We start from the raw sequence: 17,151 nt of genomic DNA, 5'->3' as shown, positions 1-17,151 counted from the left end.
AAATGGGGAGATGTAAGTGTTGAAGAAGAAATGGTTAATTGGATTACTAACTATAGTTGTAGCAGGGCTAGCATTAGCTGGCTGTGGAGCTAGTAATACAGAAAAAGAAGGATCTAATTCTGGTGCAGCAGGGAATAAAGCCTCAGGAGCGCCAACAGAGCTTGTCATCTCCACTTGGGGTTTTTCAGAGGATTTCTTTAAGGAAAATGTGTATGCACCTTTCGAAAAAGAACACAATGTCAAAATTGTACTTGAAATCGGGAATAATGCAGAGCGCCTAAACAAAATTCGTCAAGGTAGTTCAAATGTGGACCTTATTTATTTATCTGACTATTATGCGCAACAAGGAATTGAAGCAGGGCTTTTTGAAAAAATAGATCGCAATCAAATTCCTAACTTGTCACAAATATATGATCTTGCTAAAGCACCACTTGGTGAGGAATATGGTCCAGCTTATACAATAGGTCGCCTTGGCATTGCATATAATGCTGCCGATACAAAAGTAGAGATTAAGAAATGGGCAGATTTATGGAATCCAGCGCTTTCTAAAAAAATTACTTTGCCTAATATTACTTCTACCACGGGCCCAATGCTACTGGATGCAGCATCTACTGTAGCAGGAAGTCAAAGCTTTAGTGAAGATGATGCGTTCGCAAAATTAAAAGAGCTGAACAGCGGTGTAGTGAAATATTATAGCAAAACGTCCGAGTTCGTAAATATGTTTGCACAGGGTGAAATAGTAGCAGGTCCAATTATGGAAATGTATGTAGGAGAGCTTAAGAAAAGTGTACCTGATACAACGTTTGTATCACCAGAAGAAGGCGCCTATGCCATTATGAATACAGTGAACATTGTGAAAGACAGTAAAAATAAACAATTAGCACAGGAGTTTATTAACTGGCATTTGAGTAAGGAAGTGCAAGAGAAATCTGCAATTGCTAAAGTGGATTCCCCTGTCAACACTACCCTTGAATTAAGTGATGAGCAAGCGAGTGGAATCACCTATGGTGCTGATGTAGTAAATCATTTGCGTAAATTAGATATGAAGTTTGTAAATGAAAATCTTGATAAATGGATTGATCGTTTTAATCGTGAAATCACAGAATAATTAGTAACCAAAATTAAGATGCGTGTTTTAATAGCTATAGTGGGGGAGCTACACTCCAGAGGGTGCCTTCGACCGCTGTTAAATCTTAATTTCCTTGAGATTAAATTTATTTGAATGAAATCAAGGTTTAAAGGTGGGCGCTGTCGCTTCTCCACCATCCCTCTGTCCTTTCGCTACGACTCTGTAGGAGGTTAAACACTAAATCTTAAAAAATGATTCCTAATTATTTACACGCAGTATATAGAGAGGGAGAGGAGCATATGCCTCTCCCCCTTTATTTTCACGATCATGATGAGGGGGGCTTGGCGTAATGAGAAAAAAAGTAATTCTTGATGTAGATACAGGCGTTGATGATGCACTTGGAATTATTTTAGCTGTAGGCTCTGAACAGCTTGATATTGTTGGGATCACAACAGTGAACGGGAATGTATCTTGTGAGCAAGCGACGATAAATACTTGCAAAATATTGCAGTTGCTTCATCTGGGGGAGGTTATCCCCGTGATTGCTGGTGCAACACAACCCTTAATTCGTAAGCCACATTTTGAGCATCGGGTACACGGTAATGATGGTATCGGAGGCGCATTGGCAGATATGGATGTGCATGTCGAAGCCACAACTGGATTTGGACCTGATTACATCATCGATCAGGTGATGGACAACAAAGGTGAGCTCACTTTAATCATGACTGGGCCATTAACAAATTTGGCGCTTGCCGTTATGAAATGTCCTGAGCTTGTTCAGCATGTAAAAGAGGTTATTGTGATGGGGGGCGTAGTTCAGGGTTATGGCAACGTGACACCTACTGCTGAATACAACATGTACGTAGACCCAGAAGCAGCAAAGCTTGTCATTAATGCTGGATTTACCTCATTAACATTAGTGGGTCTTGATGTGACAAGAAGAGCTTTCTTAACTCAGGAGCATATTGCACAGCTTAATGACAGCCCAATTAAAGACTATATTGTGCAGAGCACAGCAGCGTATACAGAGCGTTATTACGAACGTAATGGAGTTTTTGCATGTGTACTTCATGATCCTTTAGCGGTAGGCGTAGCAATTTCTAAAGGGGTAGTGAGTACGGCTCATTATTATGTTGATGTAGAAACAAAAAGTGAGTTATGTGATGGACAAACCGTATGCGATTTCCAAAATCGCCTGCAAGTAGCTCCTAATGCTTATGTATGCACAGATATAAATGAAGAAGCCTTTTTACAGCTTTTTATACAAGCTATAGCGCTAGCTGGTGAAAAATATGCTTAATAAGGAACGGAGTTAACAATCATGAAAAAGAAGGTTGTTTATTTATTATTGTTACCGGGGCTATTGTTTTTAACGGCATTTATGTTAGTACCGTTATTGTTTACGATGGTAGGTACATTTTTTCAAGAAGGAAAGTTTACGATAAGCGGGTATAGCTATTTTTTTAAGGATCCATATTTTTTAAAAATACTGTGGACCACATTGCGTGTAAGCTTACTCACTACTTTTATTTGTATTGTGCTTGGTTTTCCAGTAGCTTACTACATTTCAAAGCAAGGCCCAAGAAAAAAAGGATTATTATTAGCACTAGCTATTTTCCCGCTGCTTACTAGCTCTGTTGTTCGCTCGTTTAGCTGGATGATTATATTAGGTAAAAAAGGCTTGTTTAATAATGCTTTAATTTCCCTTGGAATCATTTCTGAACCGCTAGAAATTTTATATACACCTACAGCCATGATGATTGGTTTAGTTCATTTATTTTTGCCATTAATTATTATGACTCTTGTAGGCGTATTAGAAAACATTGATCCAGATTTAATTAAGGCGGCGGAAAGCTTAGGTGCAAGACGATTTACAGCGTTTTATAAGGTCATTGTTCCTCTAAGTGTCCCCGGCCTAATTATGGGTAGCATTCTCGTATTTGTAGGTAGCTTAACAGCATATACAACGCCAGCTTTACTTGGTGGCAAGCAACGTGTGTTATCTACTTTCTTATATCAAAATGCAATGACCTTAAACGATTGGCAGCGTGCTTCTGTATTAGCGGTCATTATGATGGTCATCACCTTTGCTGTCATTACAGTGATGAGTAAACTAGCGACTAGATTAAATCCGAAGGGGTGAGGAAATGTCCGAAAAAAATAGAGGTCTTCAAATTTTCACAATTTTAATTTATGCCTTTTTGCTAGGGCCATTACTTATAATTGCGATTGCTTCCTTTGAACCTGGAAGTATTATGAAGTTTCCACCACAAGGTTTTTCTTTAAAGTGGTATCGAAATATTTTTGAAGTCAATATGTTTATGGAAACCTTCAAAATATCGGTGATTGTTTCGTTGCTAGGTAATCTTTTCGCTTTATTATTAGGATTACCAGCGGCGTATGCGCTTAGTCGGTTCCAATTTAAAGGGAAAAGCGCATTAAATTCTCTATTTGTATCCCCTATTTTGATTCCGGGTATTGTACTTGGTTTTACAATGCTGAAGTACTTAATTATTTCATACAATTTACCCATTTATCTCTCATTATTGATTGGACATACCGTAATTATGCTGCCATTTATTATTCGCATCATTGCATCCAGCTTGTCTAATTTTGATTTTGCCATTGAAGAAGCTTCTTTAAGTCTTGGAGCAGGGTGGCTCAAAACCTTTTTTACTGTGGTATTGCCTAATATTAAGTCAGGGATTATTGCCGCGGTATTAATCGCTTTTCTAGAATCTTTTAATAATGTGGATATTTCCGTTTTCATGACGGGTCCTGGAATAAGCACCTTACCTATTCAAATGTTAACGTATGTTGAAAATAATTTTGATCCTACCATAGCAGCAATCTCTGTTGTTCTGATGATTTTTACAGGTGTATTTATGTTTGTGATTGAACGCTTAATGGGGTTATCCTACTTTACCAAACGATAATGGAGGCATTTGCTCATGGCATTGTTGAGTTTAGAAAACATCGCGGTTGCATACGACCAACAATATATTTTAAAAGATTTTAACCTGAACATTGAAAAAGGGAATCTTATTTCTCTTTTAGGTCCAAGTGGTTGTGGTAAAACAACAACCTTACGTTTAATTGCTGGCTTCTTAGAAGCGAAGGAAGGAAAATTTTCACTTGGAGGAAAGGATTACACCCGTATTCCTGTGAACAAGCGTAACTTTGGATTTGTATTTCAGAGCTATGCCTTATTCCCACATCTATCTATTTATGAAAATATAGCTTTTGGGCTGCGTCTACGCAAAATAACGGGCAAAGAGTTAGACGGTAAGGTACGTGAAATTTTAGAAGTTGTTAATTTGACCGGCTTTGAGAAGCGTTATCCTAAAGAATTGTCTGGTGGGCAACGACAACGTGTAGCCATTGCTCGTGCGCTTGTTATTGAGCCTGAACTGCTGTTGTTTGATGAACCTTTAAGTAATCTTGATGCGAATCTAAGAGTGAATATGCGTACTGAAATTCGCCGAATACAGCAGCAACTTGGAATTACGACGGTTTATGTATCACATGATCAGGAAGAATGCTTTTCCATTTCAGATCAGGTTGCAATTATGAACAAAGGGGTTATTGAGCAATTAGGTGATCCATCCACAATTTTTAAATATCCACAGACAGAATTTGTAGCCAGATTTATTGGATTTAACAATTTTATTGAATTTGAAACAAGAGCGGATGTAGCTGATGCCATCTCATTGTCTGTAAAGGATTATAACTTCAATGTTGTAAAGGAAACGACAAGAGGATTACAGCAAGGGAAAAAGGGAGCCATTCGTCCAGATGATATTAAGTTGTTTTTACCTGGAGAACGGCAGGAAGCCACCAATACCCTCACGGCAACAATTAAAGTAAGCACCTTCCTTGGACGTAGCTATCAATATGTAGTGGATACAGAGCTTGGGGAATTTACGGTGAATCATGAGAGTGTTATGCCCTATGCAGCAGGACAACAGGTGCTTGTTTATTTTCCTTCTGAAAAGCTTGTGCTTGTAGAGTAAAGGACTGTATCGCTAGCTAAGTAAATTAAAAGTACAGCACAAGGAATGGAGGTGCTTGCAGTTATGCAGGTTGATTTAGTAGTCAGAGACGTTAAGGTCTTTAATAGTTATCTCAAAAAATTTATTACAGGTAATGTTGCTATATTAAATGGTCATTTTTTATATATTAGTGATTATGCCAAAGGATCACATGAAGCAATAGATGGGGTACAAGTGATTGATGGGCGTGGGCAATATATGATTCCAGGTCTGATAGATATTCATCTTCATATTGAGAGTACAATGATTACGCCTCAAAGCTTTTCTTACGGCTTAATTCGTAATGGTGTCACTACGATTGTGCCGGAGCCCCATGAGATGGCAAATGTGTTTGGTGTCGAGGGTGTTAAAGAAATGATTAAGGTAAGCCAAGACTGTATTGTAGATATGATGTACGCAATTCCAAGCTCTGTACCAGCTACTGCGATGGAAACAACCGGTGGAAGTATAGAAATACAAGATATTGATGAATTACTTCGTGATGAGAAAATGAAATGTCTTGGCGAAATTATGAACTATGTGGATATTATTAATGATCCAGATTGTAAAACGAATCAAATTTTAAATCATGTACGTAAACATTATCCTGAACTCATTATTGAAGGACATTGTCCTAAGGTGATGGATCTTGATTTGCACCGTATTATTTATAGTGGGGTGGGTTCAGATCATACGCATCAAAGTATAGAAGGTATGGAAGCAAGGATTTCTTCAGGGATGTTTATTGAATTGCAAGAAAAATCAATGACCCAGGATATTATCGATTATTTATTACAACACGATGTAGCAGAGCATTTTTGCTTTGTCACTGACGATGTTATGGCAAACTCCTTTGCTGAACAAGGTCATTTAAATCATATTGTTACTAAAGCAATCGAGATGGGAATGTCTCCTGAGCAAGCTATTTATGCTGCAACCTTCACGCCGGCGAAACGGATGAATATGTATGATCGTGGTGTGATAGCTCCAGGTAAGCTAGCAGATTTTGTATTGCTATCTGATTTAAATCGCTTTGAGATTAATCAAGTATTTAAATCTGGACAAGCTGTATATGATAAGTCACAAGTATATAAACAGCCTCAAACTGAACGAAGTTTTCCAGATCATTTCTATCATAGTGTGAAGCTAGGTTCACTACATGTAGATGATTTTAGTGTGGCAACGAAGAGAACGGAAAGTGAGTTAGTTTGTAGGGTGATGATGGTAAAGGATGGTTCTACGTTTACAGAGGAGCATCATGCTTCATTTGCAGTAGAAAAAGGAATGATCGCTTGGGAGCATAGCGAATATGGAATGATTGCGACCTTTGAGCGTTATGGTAAAAACGGTAATCGTGCGTATGGCTTTATAGGTGGGGATACGATTAAACGTGGTGCAATTGCCACTACCTATTCTCATGACAATCACAACTTGCTTGTGGTGGGCAGAAATGCAGCGGATATGGTATTAGCTGCAAATGAAGTGATTCAAGGTCAAGGTGGCTTTTGTGTAGTGGAGGATGGAAAAGTGCTTGCACATGTTGCTTTGCCAGTTGGCGGGATTTTAACGGAAGCTCCATTAGATGAAGCTGCAAAACAAGTCAAGCAATTGCGACAAGCAATGGAATATTTAGGTTATCAGCATTATAATCCGATTATGTCTATTAGCACACATTCATTACCTGTCAGTCCAGCGTTAAAAATTACGGATTATGGTCTTATTGATGTCAATAAAGGTATAGTCGTTCCATTAGTTGTTGAATAATATCATTTTATTTCACTTCACTTCTCAACAGGGATTACACATTCATTTGCTTCATCATTTAGTTAAATGGATAATTAACATTATAAGCTTTGTTGAGAGGGGAAAATTAATGGAAATTAACGAAAAAAATATTAAAGAATTGGTTGTAAGTCAACATGATGACGCTTGGGAAGAGTGTAGAGCAATAATCATAAATGGCAGTAACAGGTTAACCTTATTAGATGTCCCTACTACTATTGGAGAGCAGACCTTATTAAATATACAAGTTACAACTCGTTCTTATCTAGGTGCCATTGCTTATAACACCGGTGGGCTATTGATTGATTATGGTTGGATAAAATTGCTGGGTAGTCCACATCAGGACGTTTTTGGCGACCTTGCTAGCTGGAATGGTCAACACATAAATCAACAATCTCCTCTGCAAAAGAATATACAATTACCAATATTAGAGGGTGTTTTTGTAATTGCGTATGATGTTTCAGGAGGTTTTTTCGCATTGAATGGTGGAAAATTTGGTCCATCAAAGACAGTATTTTACTTTGCGCCAGATTGTCTAGAATGGGAAGATACAGAACTATCTTATTCAGAGTTTATACAATGGCTAGCTAGTGGAGATTTACAGCTTTTTTATGAGACGTGTCGCTTTGAGGGGTGGCAAGACAAGGCTGGGCAGCTAGAGCCAGATCAAGTATTGTCCTATTATCCGCCACTCTGGAGTAAAGAAGGTTCTGGAGCGACAAGTGAGAAAAAACCAATTTCAATTATTGAAGCGTGGAAAAATGTAATAGATCACAGTTAACATATTGTAGGCTAAAGCTGTAAATAATAAAATAACTTATTTTCTTAAATCAATGCAAGGTAGCACTCCCTTATAAAAGTGGAAGTTCTCTCATTGCATTGATTTTTTGTATTTTGTGATTCTTTCTTGATTCAAATAATCATATTGATTATTATATTGCATAATTATAAGTATATATGTATAATTATTAACGATAATGATCACTCGGTTTTGACTCGAATATACAGGTTTGTTGTCTTGACAAGTCACTGTAACTCTGTCATAATCTATGTCAGCAAAGACGTAACTTACGTCTTGACATATGAACCTTTAATTCGGTCCCGTGAGGCTGGCAAGGTAACGTGAATGTAGCGATAGGAGCATACTGTCTATTTAGGCAGGTCATCTCCTCTTGCTCATGAGGACATAAGTGTAATCACTTTTGTCCGAAGACTCCTTGTCTGAATCAGGCAAGGAGTCTTTTTTTGTAACCAGAAGGCATTTGATGACTTCACGTTATATCGCTGGCGAGGGATACACACACTTTCGAGGAGGCAAAACGAGTGAGCGGTGAAAATCACATCATTATGGACGAAATAGCAATTAAGCGGGCGTTGACGAGAATTGCACATGAAATTTTGGAGCGTAATAAAGGAATAGACAATTGTGTATTAGCAGGGATTAAGACAAGAGGGATTTATCTTGCTAAGCGACTATCCGAGCGACTTGAGAGCATTGAAGGAAAAGAAATTCCTTGGGCTGAATTAGATGTAACAGCTTATCGTGATGATCGTGTTGATCAAGATCAGGCAAGAAAAGAAATTTCCTTTGCGGTTCCAGTTCAAGGTAAAAAGGTCATTTTACTTGATGATGTGCTTTACACAGGACGCACTATTCGCTCAGCAATGGATGCCATCATGCATTGTGGTAGACCAGAAAGCATTCAACTAGCAGTGTTAGCAGATCGTGGACATCGTGAGCTTCCGATTCGCCCTGATTATGTCGGTAAAAACGTACCCACCTCTAAGTCAGAGGAAATCGAGGTACTGTTAATTGAAGCAGATGGACTTGACGAAGTACGAATCGTACAAAATCGGGGAGGCGAAGCATAATGAGTATTTTATCCTCGACCTTAAAAGAACACAGCTTGCTTGGATTAAAGGATCTGAGCGCTTCGGAAATTACGTCCATTTTGGATCGTGCTGATTATTGGGATCGGCAGGAGGAGAAGCTTGTTCCAGCGCTAGCCAACAAATTTATAGCCAACATGTTTTTTGAAAGCAGTACACGTACAAGATTTTCGTTTGAAATGGCTGAAAAGCGTTTAGGAGCTCAAGTGCTTAACTTCGCAGCAGCGAACTCCAGTATTGAAAAAGGGGAATCAATTGTTGATACGGTACGAACGTTAGAAGCAATGGGAATGGATGCAGGGGTTATTCGATTAAAGCCAGTAGGTATGTTACAGGAGCTAGCAGAGCAAGTGAACATGCCATTGATTAATGCAGGGGATGGAAATAATGAGCATCCGACGCAAGCATTGTTAGACCTGTATACGATGAAAAAACACTTTGGGGAAATTAAAGGCTTAAAGGTTTCGATTATCGGTGACATCAAGCACAGCCGAGTGGCGCGCTCTAATCTATGGGCACTACAAAAATTAGGGGCTGAGGTCAAATTTACAGCACCTGATGTTTTTAAAGCGCCTGAGCTAGAAGCTTATGCTCCTTATGTCTCCATAGAAGAGGCGATGTGCTCTGATGTAGTCATGATGTTACGGGTTCAGCTTGAACGCCATCACGAAGGAATTATAGGGTCTACTGAGCAATATCGCTTGCAGTATGGATTAACAGAGGAAAGAGCGGCGAAGCTTGCACCCCATGTTGTCATTATGCACCCTGCACCAATCAATCGAAATGTAGAAATCGATGATGCAGTTGTCGAGCATGCACAATCAAGAATATTTAAGCAAATGTCAAATGGTGTGCCTATTCGGATGGCTGTCACTGAACGTGCAATGAGATAACAAACCGCATCATTTAAATAAATCGGAGGTTTTTAGATGTCACTTATTATTTATAACGCAGCTTTATTAAATGCTGAAGGTCAACTTTCTAATCAAGATATCGTAGTAGAAAATGGAGTCATTCAAAAAATTGTAGCCGCAGGAACGTTAGAGGTTGAAGCATCCAGTGCTGCTGAACATACAGTTATCGATGCAAAAGGAATGCTAGTATCTCCAGGATTTATTGACATGCATGTGCATTTACGTGAGCCTGGGTTCGAACATAAAGAAACGATTGAAACTGGTGCGAGATCAGCTGCAAAAGGTGGATTCACGACAATCGCTTGTATGCCAAACACAAATCCAATCACTGATTCGCCAGAATTAGTTGAGCTCGTAAAAACAAAAGCAAAAGAAGCAGACCTTGTTCATGTGTTGCCTTATGCCGCGATTACAAAAGCGGAGAAGGGCGAGGAGCTGACCGATTTTGCAGCATTAAAGCAAGCAGGGGCAATCGGATTTACAGATGATGGTGTTGGTATCCAAAATGCACAAATGATGAAGAATGCAATGGCGTTAGCGAAATCACTTGATATGCCAGTAATCGCGCATTGCGAGGATGACTCCCTTGTTGTTGGAGCACCCGTTAACGAAGGTACCTTTGCCCAAAAGCATGGCTTAAAAGGAATTCCAAATGAATCCGAAGCGATCCACGTTGGACGTGACATCTTGTTATCAGAAGCAACAGGCGCTCACTATCATGTATGTCATGTCAGCACAGAGCAGTCAGTCAGATTGATTCGCCAAGCAAAATCGATTGGGATTAGAGTAACCACCGAAATATGCCCACACCATTTGTTATTGTCCGAAGAAGAAATTCCTGGACTAGATACAAACTGGAAAATGAACCCCCCATTACGCTCAAAAAGAGATGTTGAAGCTTGTATCGAAGCGCTAGAGGATGGCACCATCGATATGATCGTTACAGATCATGCACCTCATAGTAGTGAAGAAAAAGCAAAAGGGATGCTAAAAGCTCCGTTTGGTATTGTTGGACTTGAAACAGCGTTTCCACTTTTATATACCAAGTTTGTAAAAACAGGTCGTTGGAGCTTAAGCTTCCTGATCTCAAGAATGACAAGTGACCCTGCCAAAGTATTTGGACTAGAAGCTGGTCGGCTTGAGGTAGGAGCGCCTGCTGACATTACGATCGTTGATTTAAATAAAACAAAAGCAGTAAACCCTGATGAATTTGCAACTAAAGGTAGAAATACACCATTTGGTGGCTGGGAGCTTACAGGATGGCCTGTAACCACCATCGTTAGTGGCAAAGTGGTCTGGTCTGAGTAATTGTTTCATCTAAGTAAGGCTCTATTTAGAAATTAGTACTTGACAACGATAGGAGTCTGGCAGCTACGATCCATAGCGTTCTTGCGATTGTTGTTAAAATCATATTCCTTTTAATTAAAGTCTATTGATGGATGGAATTTGATTTTAAGAGACAATCTTCAGAATCGCTTTGTCTCTTCACTAGTTTGGGTTAGCGGTCAAGCACTAATTTCAAGATTGAGCCCTAAATAAATAATCAATTATCATATGGATTTAATTTGGGAGATAAAGGGGAGTTTAGGGATGCAGGCACGATTATTATTGGAAGACGGCACACTGTTTACAGGGAAATCTTTTGGCGCAGAAGTTGAAAAAACAGGCGAGGTCGTTTTTAATACTGGAATTACAGGTTACCAAGAAGTATTGTCTGATCCTTCGTATTGTGGACAAATCGTAACAATGACTTATCCTTTAATCGGAAACTACGGAATTTCACGTGATGATTTTGAGTCAGTGGTTCCTTCCATACATGGTTTTATCGTACGTCGTTATGAGCCTACACCAAGTAATTGGCGTGCAGAATATAGTCTAGGAAGCTTGCTTAAGGAATATAACATACCGGGCATTAGTGACATTGATACTCGGATGTTAACCCGGATTATTCGTCAGCATGGGACGATGAAGGGTATTCTGACAACGGCGGATACCTCCCCTGAGGAGCTAAAAGCACTAATGGCAGCAACCAGCCTTGATGAGCTACGCAATCAGGTGGCGCAGACCTCTACTAAACATATTTATAGCAGTCCTGGCTCCAAAGAACGGATTGTTTTAGTAGACTTTGGTGCTAAAAGTGGAATTTTGCGTGAGTTAAATAAACGTGATTGTGATGTGGTGATCGTCCCTCATAATACAACCGCAGAAGAAATTCGCAAGCTAAATCCAGATGGAATTCAGTTGTCAAATGGCCCTGGCGACCCTAAAGATGTGCCTTATGCAGTAGAGATGATCTCTCAATTGCTAGGCGAATATCCGATCTTCGGAATCTGCTTAGGACATCAATTGTTTGCTCTAGCTTGTGGCGCAGACACTGAAAAGCTTAAATTTGGTCACCGTGGCGGCAACCATCCTGTAAAAGAGCTTGCCTCTGGACGTTGCTACATCACCTCCCAAAATCATGGATATACCGTAACTGAGAGCTCAATCACAGGTACGAAGCTTGAGGTCACACATATTAACAATAATGATAAAACGATTGAAGGCTTACAACATACTGAATACCCTGCATTTTCCGTGCAATATCATCCTGAGGCTGCACCTGGACCTTATGATAATAGCTACTTGTTTGATCGGTTTGTAGGAATGATTAGAGAGCATAAAAAATCTCATCCACAACCATCACGTCAAGCTAAACTAATGGCCGCAGCGAAAGGAGTTTTGTAACATGCCGATTAATAAGGAGCTCAAAAAAATACTAGTCATTGGTTCTGGTCCTATCGTTATTGGTCAAGCGGCTGAGTTTGATTATGCAGGTACACAGGCTTGCCAGGCTTTGAAGGAAGAAGGGGTAGAGGTTGTTTTAATCAACAGTAACCCTGCCACAATTATGACAGATACAAATATGGCGGATAAAGTATATATCGAGCCAATTACGCTAGATTTTGTTACACAAATTATTAGACAAGAGCGTCCAGACGGCTTGTTGCCAACCCTTGGGGGACAAACGGGATTAAATATGGCGGTGGAGCTAGCACGTGCAGGTGTACTTGAACGTGAAAATGTGAAGCTGCTTGGCACACAACTTACTTCGATTGAAAAAGCGGAGGATCGCGATTTATTTCGTGAGTTGATGCGTGAATTAGAGCAACCTGTACCCGACAGCAGCATCATTACTTCCGTGGAAGAAGCGGTTCAATTTGCAAATGAAATTGGATATCCTGTTATCGTCCGTCCTGCCTACACCTTAGGGGGAACAGGTGGCGGAATTTGTGCGACAGAGGAAGAATTGAAGGAAACGGTCGCTTCTGGTATTCGCTATAGTCCGATTGGCCAATGTCTCATCGAGAAGTCGATTGCAGGCATGAAGGAAGTCGAATACGAAGTGATGCGTGATGCAAATGATAACTGTATCGTCGTATGTAACATGGAAAACTTTGATCCAGTTGGGGTGCATACTGGAGATAGTATCGTCGTTGCTCCGAGCCAAACGTTATCAGATCGCGAATATCAAATGCTACGTTCTGCTTCACTTAAAATCATTCGTGCTTTAAATATTGAAGGTGGATGTAATGTGCAGTTTGCCCTTGATCCACAGAGCTATCAATATTATGTAATAGAGGTAAATCCTCGGGTTAGCCGCTCATCTGCACTTGCTTCCAAAGCAACAGGGTACCCGATTGCAAAAATGGCGGCAAAAATTGCATTAGGCTTTACCCTAGATGAGATCGTCAATCCGGTGACAGGACAAACATATGCTTGCTTTGAACCAACACTAGATTATATCGTAAGTAAAATTCCGCGCTGGCCTTTTGATAAATTTGTACATGCAAATCGCAAGCTTGGCACACAAATGAAAGCAACAGGCGAAGTGATGGCAATTGGGCGTACTTTTGAAGAGTCAATCCATAAGGCGGTGCGCTCGCTTGAAATCGGAACCCATCGTTTGTATATAAAAGGGGTGGAATTGTTAGCCAAAGAAGAACTAGAGCGTCGTCTAGTGCAAGCTGATGATGAAAGACTCTTCTTGGTAGCAGAAGCCTTCCGCCGTGGATACAGCTTACAGCATATTCAGGATTTATCACAAATTGACTGGTGGTTTTTAGATAAAATAGAACGCTTAGTCCAATATGAAGCCATCATTGCTGAGCCAACCGAGCTAAGCTATGACATATTATATGAAGCGAAACGCTTAGGCTTTACGGATCGTGCAATTGCTGAATTAAGAGCATCTAAGCATGTAAATGGGCAATACACTACAGAAGAAGCTGTACGTGAATTTAGAGCTGAACATAAGCTTAGACCTGTGTATAAAATGGTAGATACGTGTGCGGCAGAATTTGAAGCGACTACCCCATATTACTACTCTACTTATGAAACAGAAAATGAAGTATTGCAAACAAACAAGAAAAAAATCGTAGTGTTAGGCTCTGGTCCAATTCGGATTGGGCAAGGAATTGAGTTTGACTATTCAACGGTTCATGCAGTGTGGGCAATTCAGGATGCGGGTTATGAAGCGGTCATTATAAATAATAACCCTGAAACGGTATCTACCGACTTTAATACCTCTGATCGTTTGTACTTTGAACCACTTTTCTTTGAAGATGTGATGAACGTAATCGATGAAGAGAAGCCAGTAGGTGTTATCGTCCAATTTGGCGGACAAACGGCGATTAATCTTGCAGCCCCATTACAAGCGGCGGGAGTTAACATTTTAGGAACTTCATTAGATAGCATTGACGAAGCAGAGGATCGTAAAAAGTTTGAAGCTTTATTATCTAAGCTTGATATTGCCCAACCTAAAGGAAGCACAGTCACTTCTGTGGATGACGCTGTAGCGACGGCACAATCGCTAGGTTATCCAGTTTTAGTCCGCCCATCGTATGTATTAGGTGGACGTGCGATGGAAATCGTATATTCTGACGATGAATTGCTCAAATATATGAAGGAAGCTGTAGATATTAATCCAAAGCATCCAGTCCTCATCGACCGTTATATGTTAGGCAAAGAGGTTGAGGTAGACGCCATTTGTGACGGAGAAACGGTGGTCATCCCAGGTATTATGGAGCATGTGGAACGGGCAGGCGTTCACTCTGGTGACTCTATCGCAGTATATCCTCCTCAACATTTAACTGGAGACTTAAAGCAAAAAATTACAGAAATTACGATTAAAATTGCGAAGGAATTAAAGACAGTTGGACTTGTAAATATCCAGTTTGTCATTTACAAGGATGAAGTATATGTAATCGAAGTAAATCCGCGTTCATCCAGAACGGTTCCATTTTTAAGCAAAGTAACAAATATACCGATGGCAAATGTCGCAACCAAATGTATTTTAGGCTTGAAGCTAACGGATATGGGGTATGAAGAGGGCATGTGGCCAGAAAGTAAACATGTGTCTGTAAAGGTACCAGTGTTCTCCTTCGCTAAATTGCGTCGTGTTGAACCAACGCTTGGTCCAGAGATGAAATCAACAGGTGAAGTGATGGGACGTGACGTTCATTATGCAAAAGCATTATATAAGGGACTCATTGGCGCGGGTATGAAAATCCCAACCTCAGGCGCAATTATTGCGACGATTGCAGATAAAGATAAGGAAGAAGCAGTGAAGCTATTGCAAGGCTTCTACAAGCTTGGCTACAAAATTATTGCAACAGGTGGAACCGCAGTGGCATTAGAAGAGGCTGGCATTCATGTTCAGACCGTAAATAAGCTTAGTGAAGGTTTACCTAATATACTGGATCTTATTCGTAACGGTGAAGCTCACTTCGTTATTAATACATTAACTAAAGGTAAAGAGCCAGAGCGTGACGGCTTCCGTATTCGTCGTGAAGCGGTAGAGAATGGTGTTGTATGTATGACATCTCTAGATACGGTGTCGGCATTACTCACGATGTTAGAAACGATTAACTTCTCTTCACAAGCGATGCCTTCAATATAATAATATTAAAAAATAGCGGTCGGCTCCGGGTAAGCTTTACTTCGGAGCCCTCCGTATGATAGGAGATTGAATAAAATTATGGATCAAAAGTATATAGAGATGGCAAACAGATTAATGGTTGCACTAGATTATCCTTCTGTAGATGAGGCACGAGTATTAGTAGAGCAACTGGAGGGAATTCCTTGTTATATGAAGGTAGGAATGCAGCTCCTATATGCCGCAGGACCTAACTTTATTCTTGAATTAAAGGAAAAGGGATATTCTGTATTTCTTGACGTCAAAATGCATGACATACCGAATACAGTGAAGGGTGGCGCACATAGCCTTACAAAACTAGGTGTGGATATGTTTAATGTCCATGCGGGTGGTGGCATTAAAATGATGGCAGCAGCGAAAGACGGAGCGGAATTAGCTTTACAGGAGGATCCTAGCCTAGCGATGCCAATTATTATAGCGGTGACTCAGCTTACAAGTACAGATCAGCATACGTTAAACCATGAAATCGGAATTTCTGGAACGGTAGAGGATTCTGTTATTCAGTATGCCACGCATACAAAGCAAGCGGGACTTGCAGGTGTTGTTGCATCTCCATTAGAGGTACAAGCGATACAGCAAGCATGTGGACCTGAGTTCGTTACAGTGACCCCAGGGATACGTCCAGCAGGAAGTGAAATTGGAGACCAGTCTCGTATTTTGACACCAAAGCAAGCGATCCAACAAGGAAGTAGCTTTCTCGTCGTAGGTAGACCGATAACTTTAGCCAATGACCCACGTCTAGCAACGGAAGAAATTATTAAGGAGATGATGAGCGCATGACACAAAACAACAAAATCGCATTAGAGGTAGCTAGTGAGCTTTTAAATATTGGTGCTGTGGCACTACGCCCTCAAGAGCCCTTCACGTGGACATCAGGTATAAAGTCTCCAATTTATTGTGATAATCGGTTAACGATGTCTTATCCAGCGGTACGTGATTTGATTGCAGAATCGTTTGCGATCCTCATTAAAGAAAATTATCCTGATACAGAAATCATTGCAGGTACAGCAACAGCGGGAATTCCCCATGCGGCGTTTGTCGCTCAAAAGCTTGGTTTACCTATGGCCTATATTCGTGATAAAGCAAAAGGACATGGCAAGGAAAATCAGATTGAAGGCCTAATTGAGGCGGGGAAAAAAGTCATTGTGATCGAGGATTTAATTTCTACAGGGGGAAGCTCCTTAAAAGCGGCATTAGCTGTAAAAGATGCAGGAGCAACACCATTAGCTGTGCTTGCAATTTTTAGCTATCAGTTAGATAAAGCTGTAAAGGCATTTGAAGAGGCTAGTATTCCATTAATGACATTGTCTAATTACACGACTTTAATTGAGGTAGCCGTAGAACGTGGTGTTATTCCACAGGAGGATTTATCGTTGCTCAAAGCTTGGAGAGAAAATCCTGCGGCATTTGGTCAAGAATAAAAGACAAGTAAGTTTGATTTTAAGTCTACTTAATTATCACTTTTATGTAACATTTTAATGAGTGGTT

14 protein-coding genes are annotated in these 17,151 nt (G+C 40.2%); all 14 read left to right on the top strand.

Annotation, left to right across the window (positions count from 1 at the left end):
* Positions 1-19: 19 nt before the first annotated feature.
* The 14 genes from ABE099_RS09785 to pyrE all read left to right on the top strand — a co-directional run bounded on the left by ABE099_RS09785 (position 20) and on the right by pyrE (position 17,084).
* Positions 20-1,108, top strand: a complete 1,089-nt coding sequence (locus ABE099_RS09785) for an extracellular solute-binding protein (protein ID WP_430029761.1) — start codon at positions 20-22, stop codon at positions 1,106-1,108.
* Between the two features lie 310 nt (positions 1,109-1,418).
* Positions 1,419-2,369: a nucleoside hydrolase gene (locus ABE099_RS09780; protein WP_430029759.1), complete on the top strand. Its 951-nt coding sequence runs from the start codon at positions 1,419-1,421 to the stop codon at positions 2,367-2,369.
* Between the two features lie 21 nt (positions 2,370-2,390).
* Positions 2,391-3,212, top strand: coding sequence for an ABC transporter permease (locus ABE099_RS09775; protein WP_430029756.1), 822 nt, complete (start codon positions 2,391-2,393; stop codon positions 3,210-3,212).
* 4 nt (positions 3,213-3,216) lie between these two features.
* On the top strand, positions 3,217-4,005 hold the full coding sequence (locus ABE099_RS09770; RefSeq protein WP_430029754.1) for an ABC transporter permease: 789 nt from the start codon (positions 3,217-3,219) through the stop codon (positions 4,003-4,005).
* Positions 4,006-4,020: 15 nt separating this feature from the next.
* Positions 4,021-5,082 carry an ABC transporter ATP-binding protein gene (locus tag ABE099_RS09765; RefSeq protein WP_430029751.1) on the top strand — a complete coding sequence of 354 codons (1,062 nt, stop codon included), beginning with the start codon at positions 4,021-4,023 and terminating at the stop codon, positions 5,080-5,082.
* A 63-nt stretch (positions 5,083-5,145) separates the two neighbouring features.
* Positions 5,146-6,864 carry an adenine deaminase C-terminal domain-containing protein gene (locus ABE099_RS09760; protein WP_430029750.1) on the top strand — a complete coding sequence of 573 codons (1,719 nt, stop codon included), beginning with the start codon at positions 5,146-5,148 and terminating at the stop codon, positions 6,862-6,864.
* Positions 6,865-6,973: 109 nt separating this feature from the next.
* Positions 6,974-7,663, top strand: a complete 690-nt coding sequence (locus tag ABE099_RS09755; protein WP_430029748.1) for a DUF2625 family protein — start codon at positions 6,974-6,976, stop codon at positions 7,661-7,663.
* A 542-nt stretch (positions 7,664-8,205) separates the two neighbouring features.
* Positions 8,206-8,754: a bifunctional pyr operon transcriptional regulator/uracil phosphoribosyltransferase PyrR gene (gene pyrR, locus ABE099_RS09750; RefSeq protein ID WP_430029745.1), complete on the top strand. Its 549-nt coding sequence runs from the start codon at positions 8,206-8,208 to the stop codon at positions 8,752-8,754.
* Positions 8,754-9,665, top strand: a complete 912-nt coding sequence (locus ABE099_RS09745; protein WP_430029743.1) for an aspartate carbamoyltransferase catalytic subunit — start codon at positions 8,754-8,756, stop codon at positions 9,663-9,665. Before pyrR ends, ABE099_RS09745 begins: the two co-directional genes overlap by 1 nt.
* Before the next feature lie 36 nt (positions 9,666-9,701).
* Positions 9,702-10,994 carry a dihydroorotase gene (locus ABE099_RS09740; RefSeq protein WP_430029741.1) on the top strand — a complete coding sequence of 431 codons (1,293 nt, stop codon included), beginning with the start codon at positions 9,702-9,704 and terminating at the stop codon, positions 10,992-10,994.
* A 282-nt stretch (positions 10,995-11,276) separates the two neighbouring features.
* The gene (locus ABE099_RS09735; protein ID WP_430029739.1) at positions 11,277-12,413 is read left to right on the top strand and encodes a carbamoyl phosphate synthase small subunit; all 1,137 of its coding nucleotides are present in this window, start codon (positions 11,277-11,279) and stop codon (positions 12,411-12,413) included.
* A 1-nt stretch (position 12,414) separates the two neighbouring features.
* Positions 12,415-15,627: a carbamoyl-phosphate synthase large subunit gene (gene carB, locus ABE099_RS09730; RefSeq protein ID WP_430029737.1), complete on the top strand. Its 3,213-nt coding sequence runs from the start codon at positions 12,415-12,417 to the stop codon at positions 15,625-15,627.
* Between the two features lie 78 nt (positions 15,628-15,705).
* Positions 15,706-16,443, top strand: coding sequence for an orotidine-5'-phosphate decarboxylase (gene pyrF, locus ABE099_RS09725; RefSeq protein WP_430029734.1), 738 nt, complete (start codon positions 15,706-15,708; stop codon positions 16,441-16,443).
* Positions 16,440-17,084: an orotate phosphoribosyltransferase gene (pyrE, locus tag ABE099_RS09720; protein ID WP_430029732.1), complete on the top strand. Its 645-nt coding sequence runs from the start codon at positions 16,440-16,442 to the stop codon at positions 17,082-17,084. The genes pyrF and pyrE overlap by 4 nt, the downstream gene beginning before the upstream one ends.
* The last annotated feature ends 67 nt before the right edge of the window (positions 17,085-17,151 follow it).

It is taken from the genome of Paenibacillus turicensis, from assembly GCF_050461185.1.
In the GTDB taxonomy this organism is placed as follows: domain Bacteria; phylum Bacillota; class Bacilli; order Paenibacillales; family Paenibacillaceae; genus Fontibacillus; species Fontibacillus turicensis_A.
This window is presented reverse-complemented; position numbering and strand designations above follow the sequence as displayed.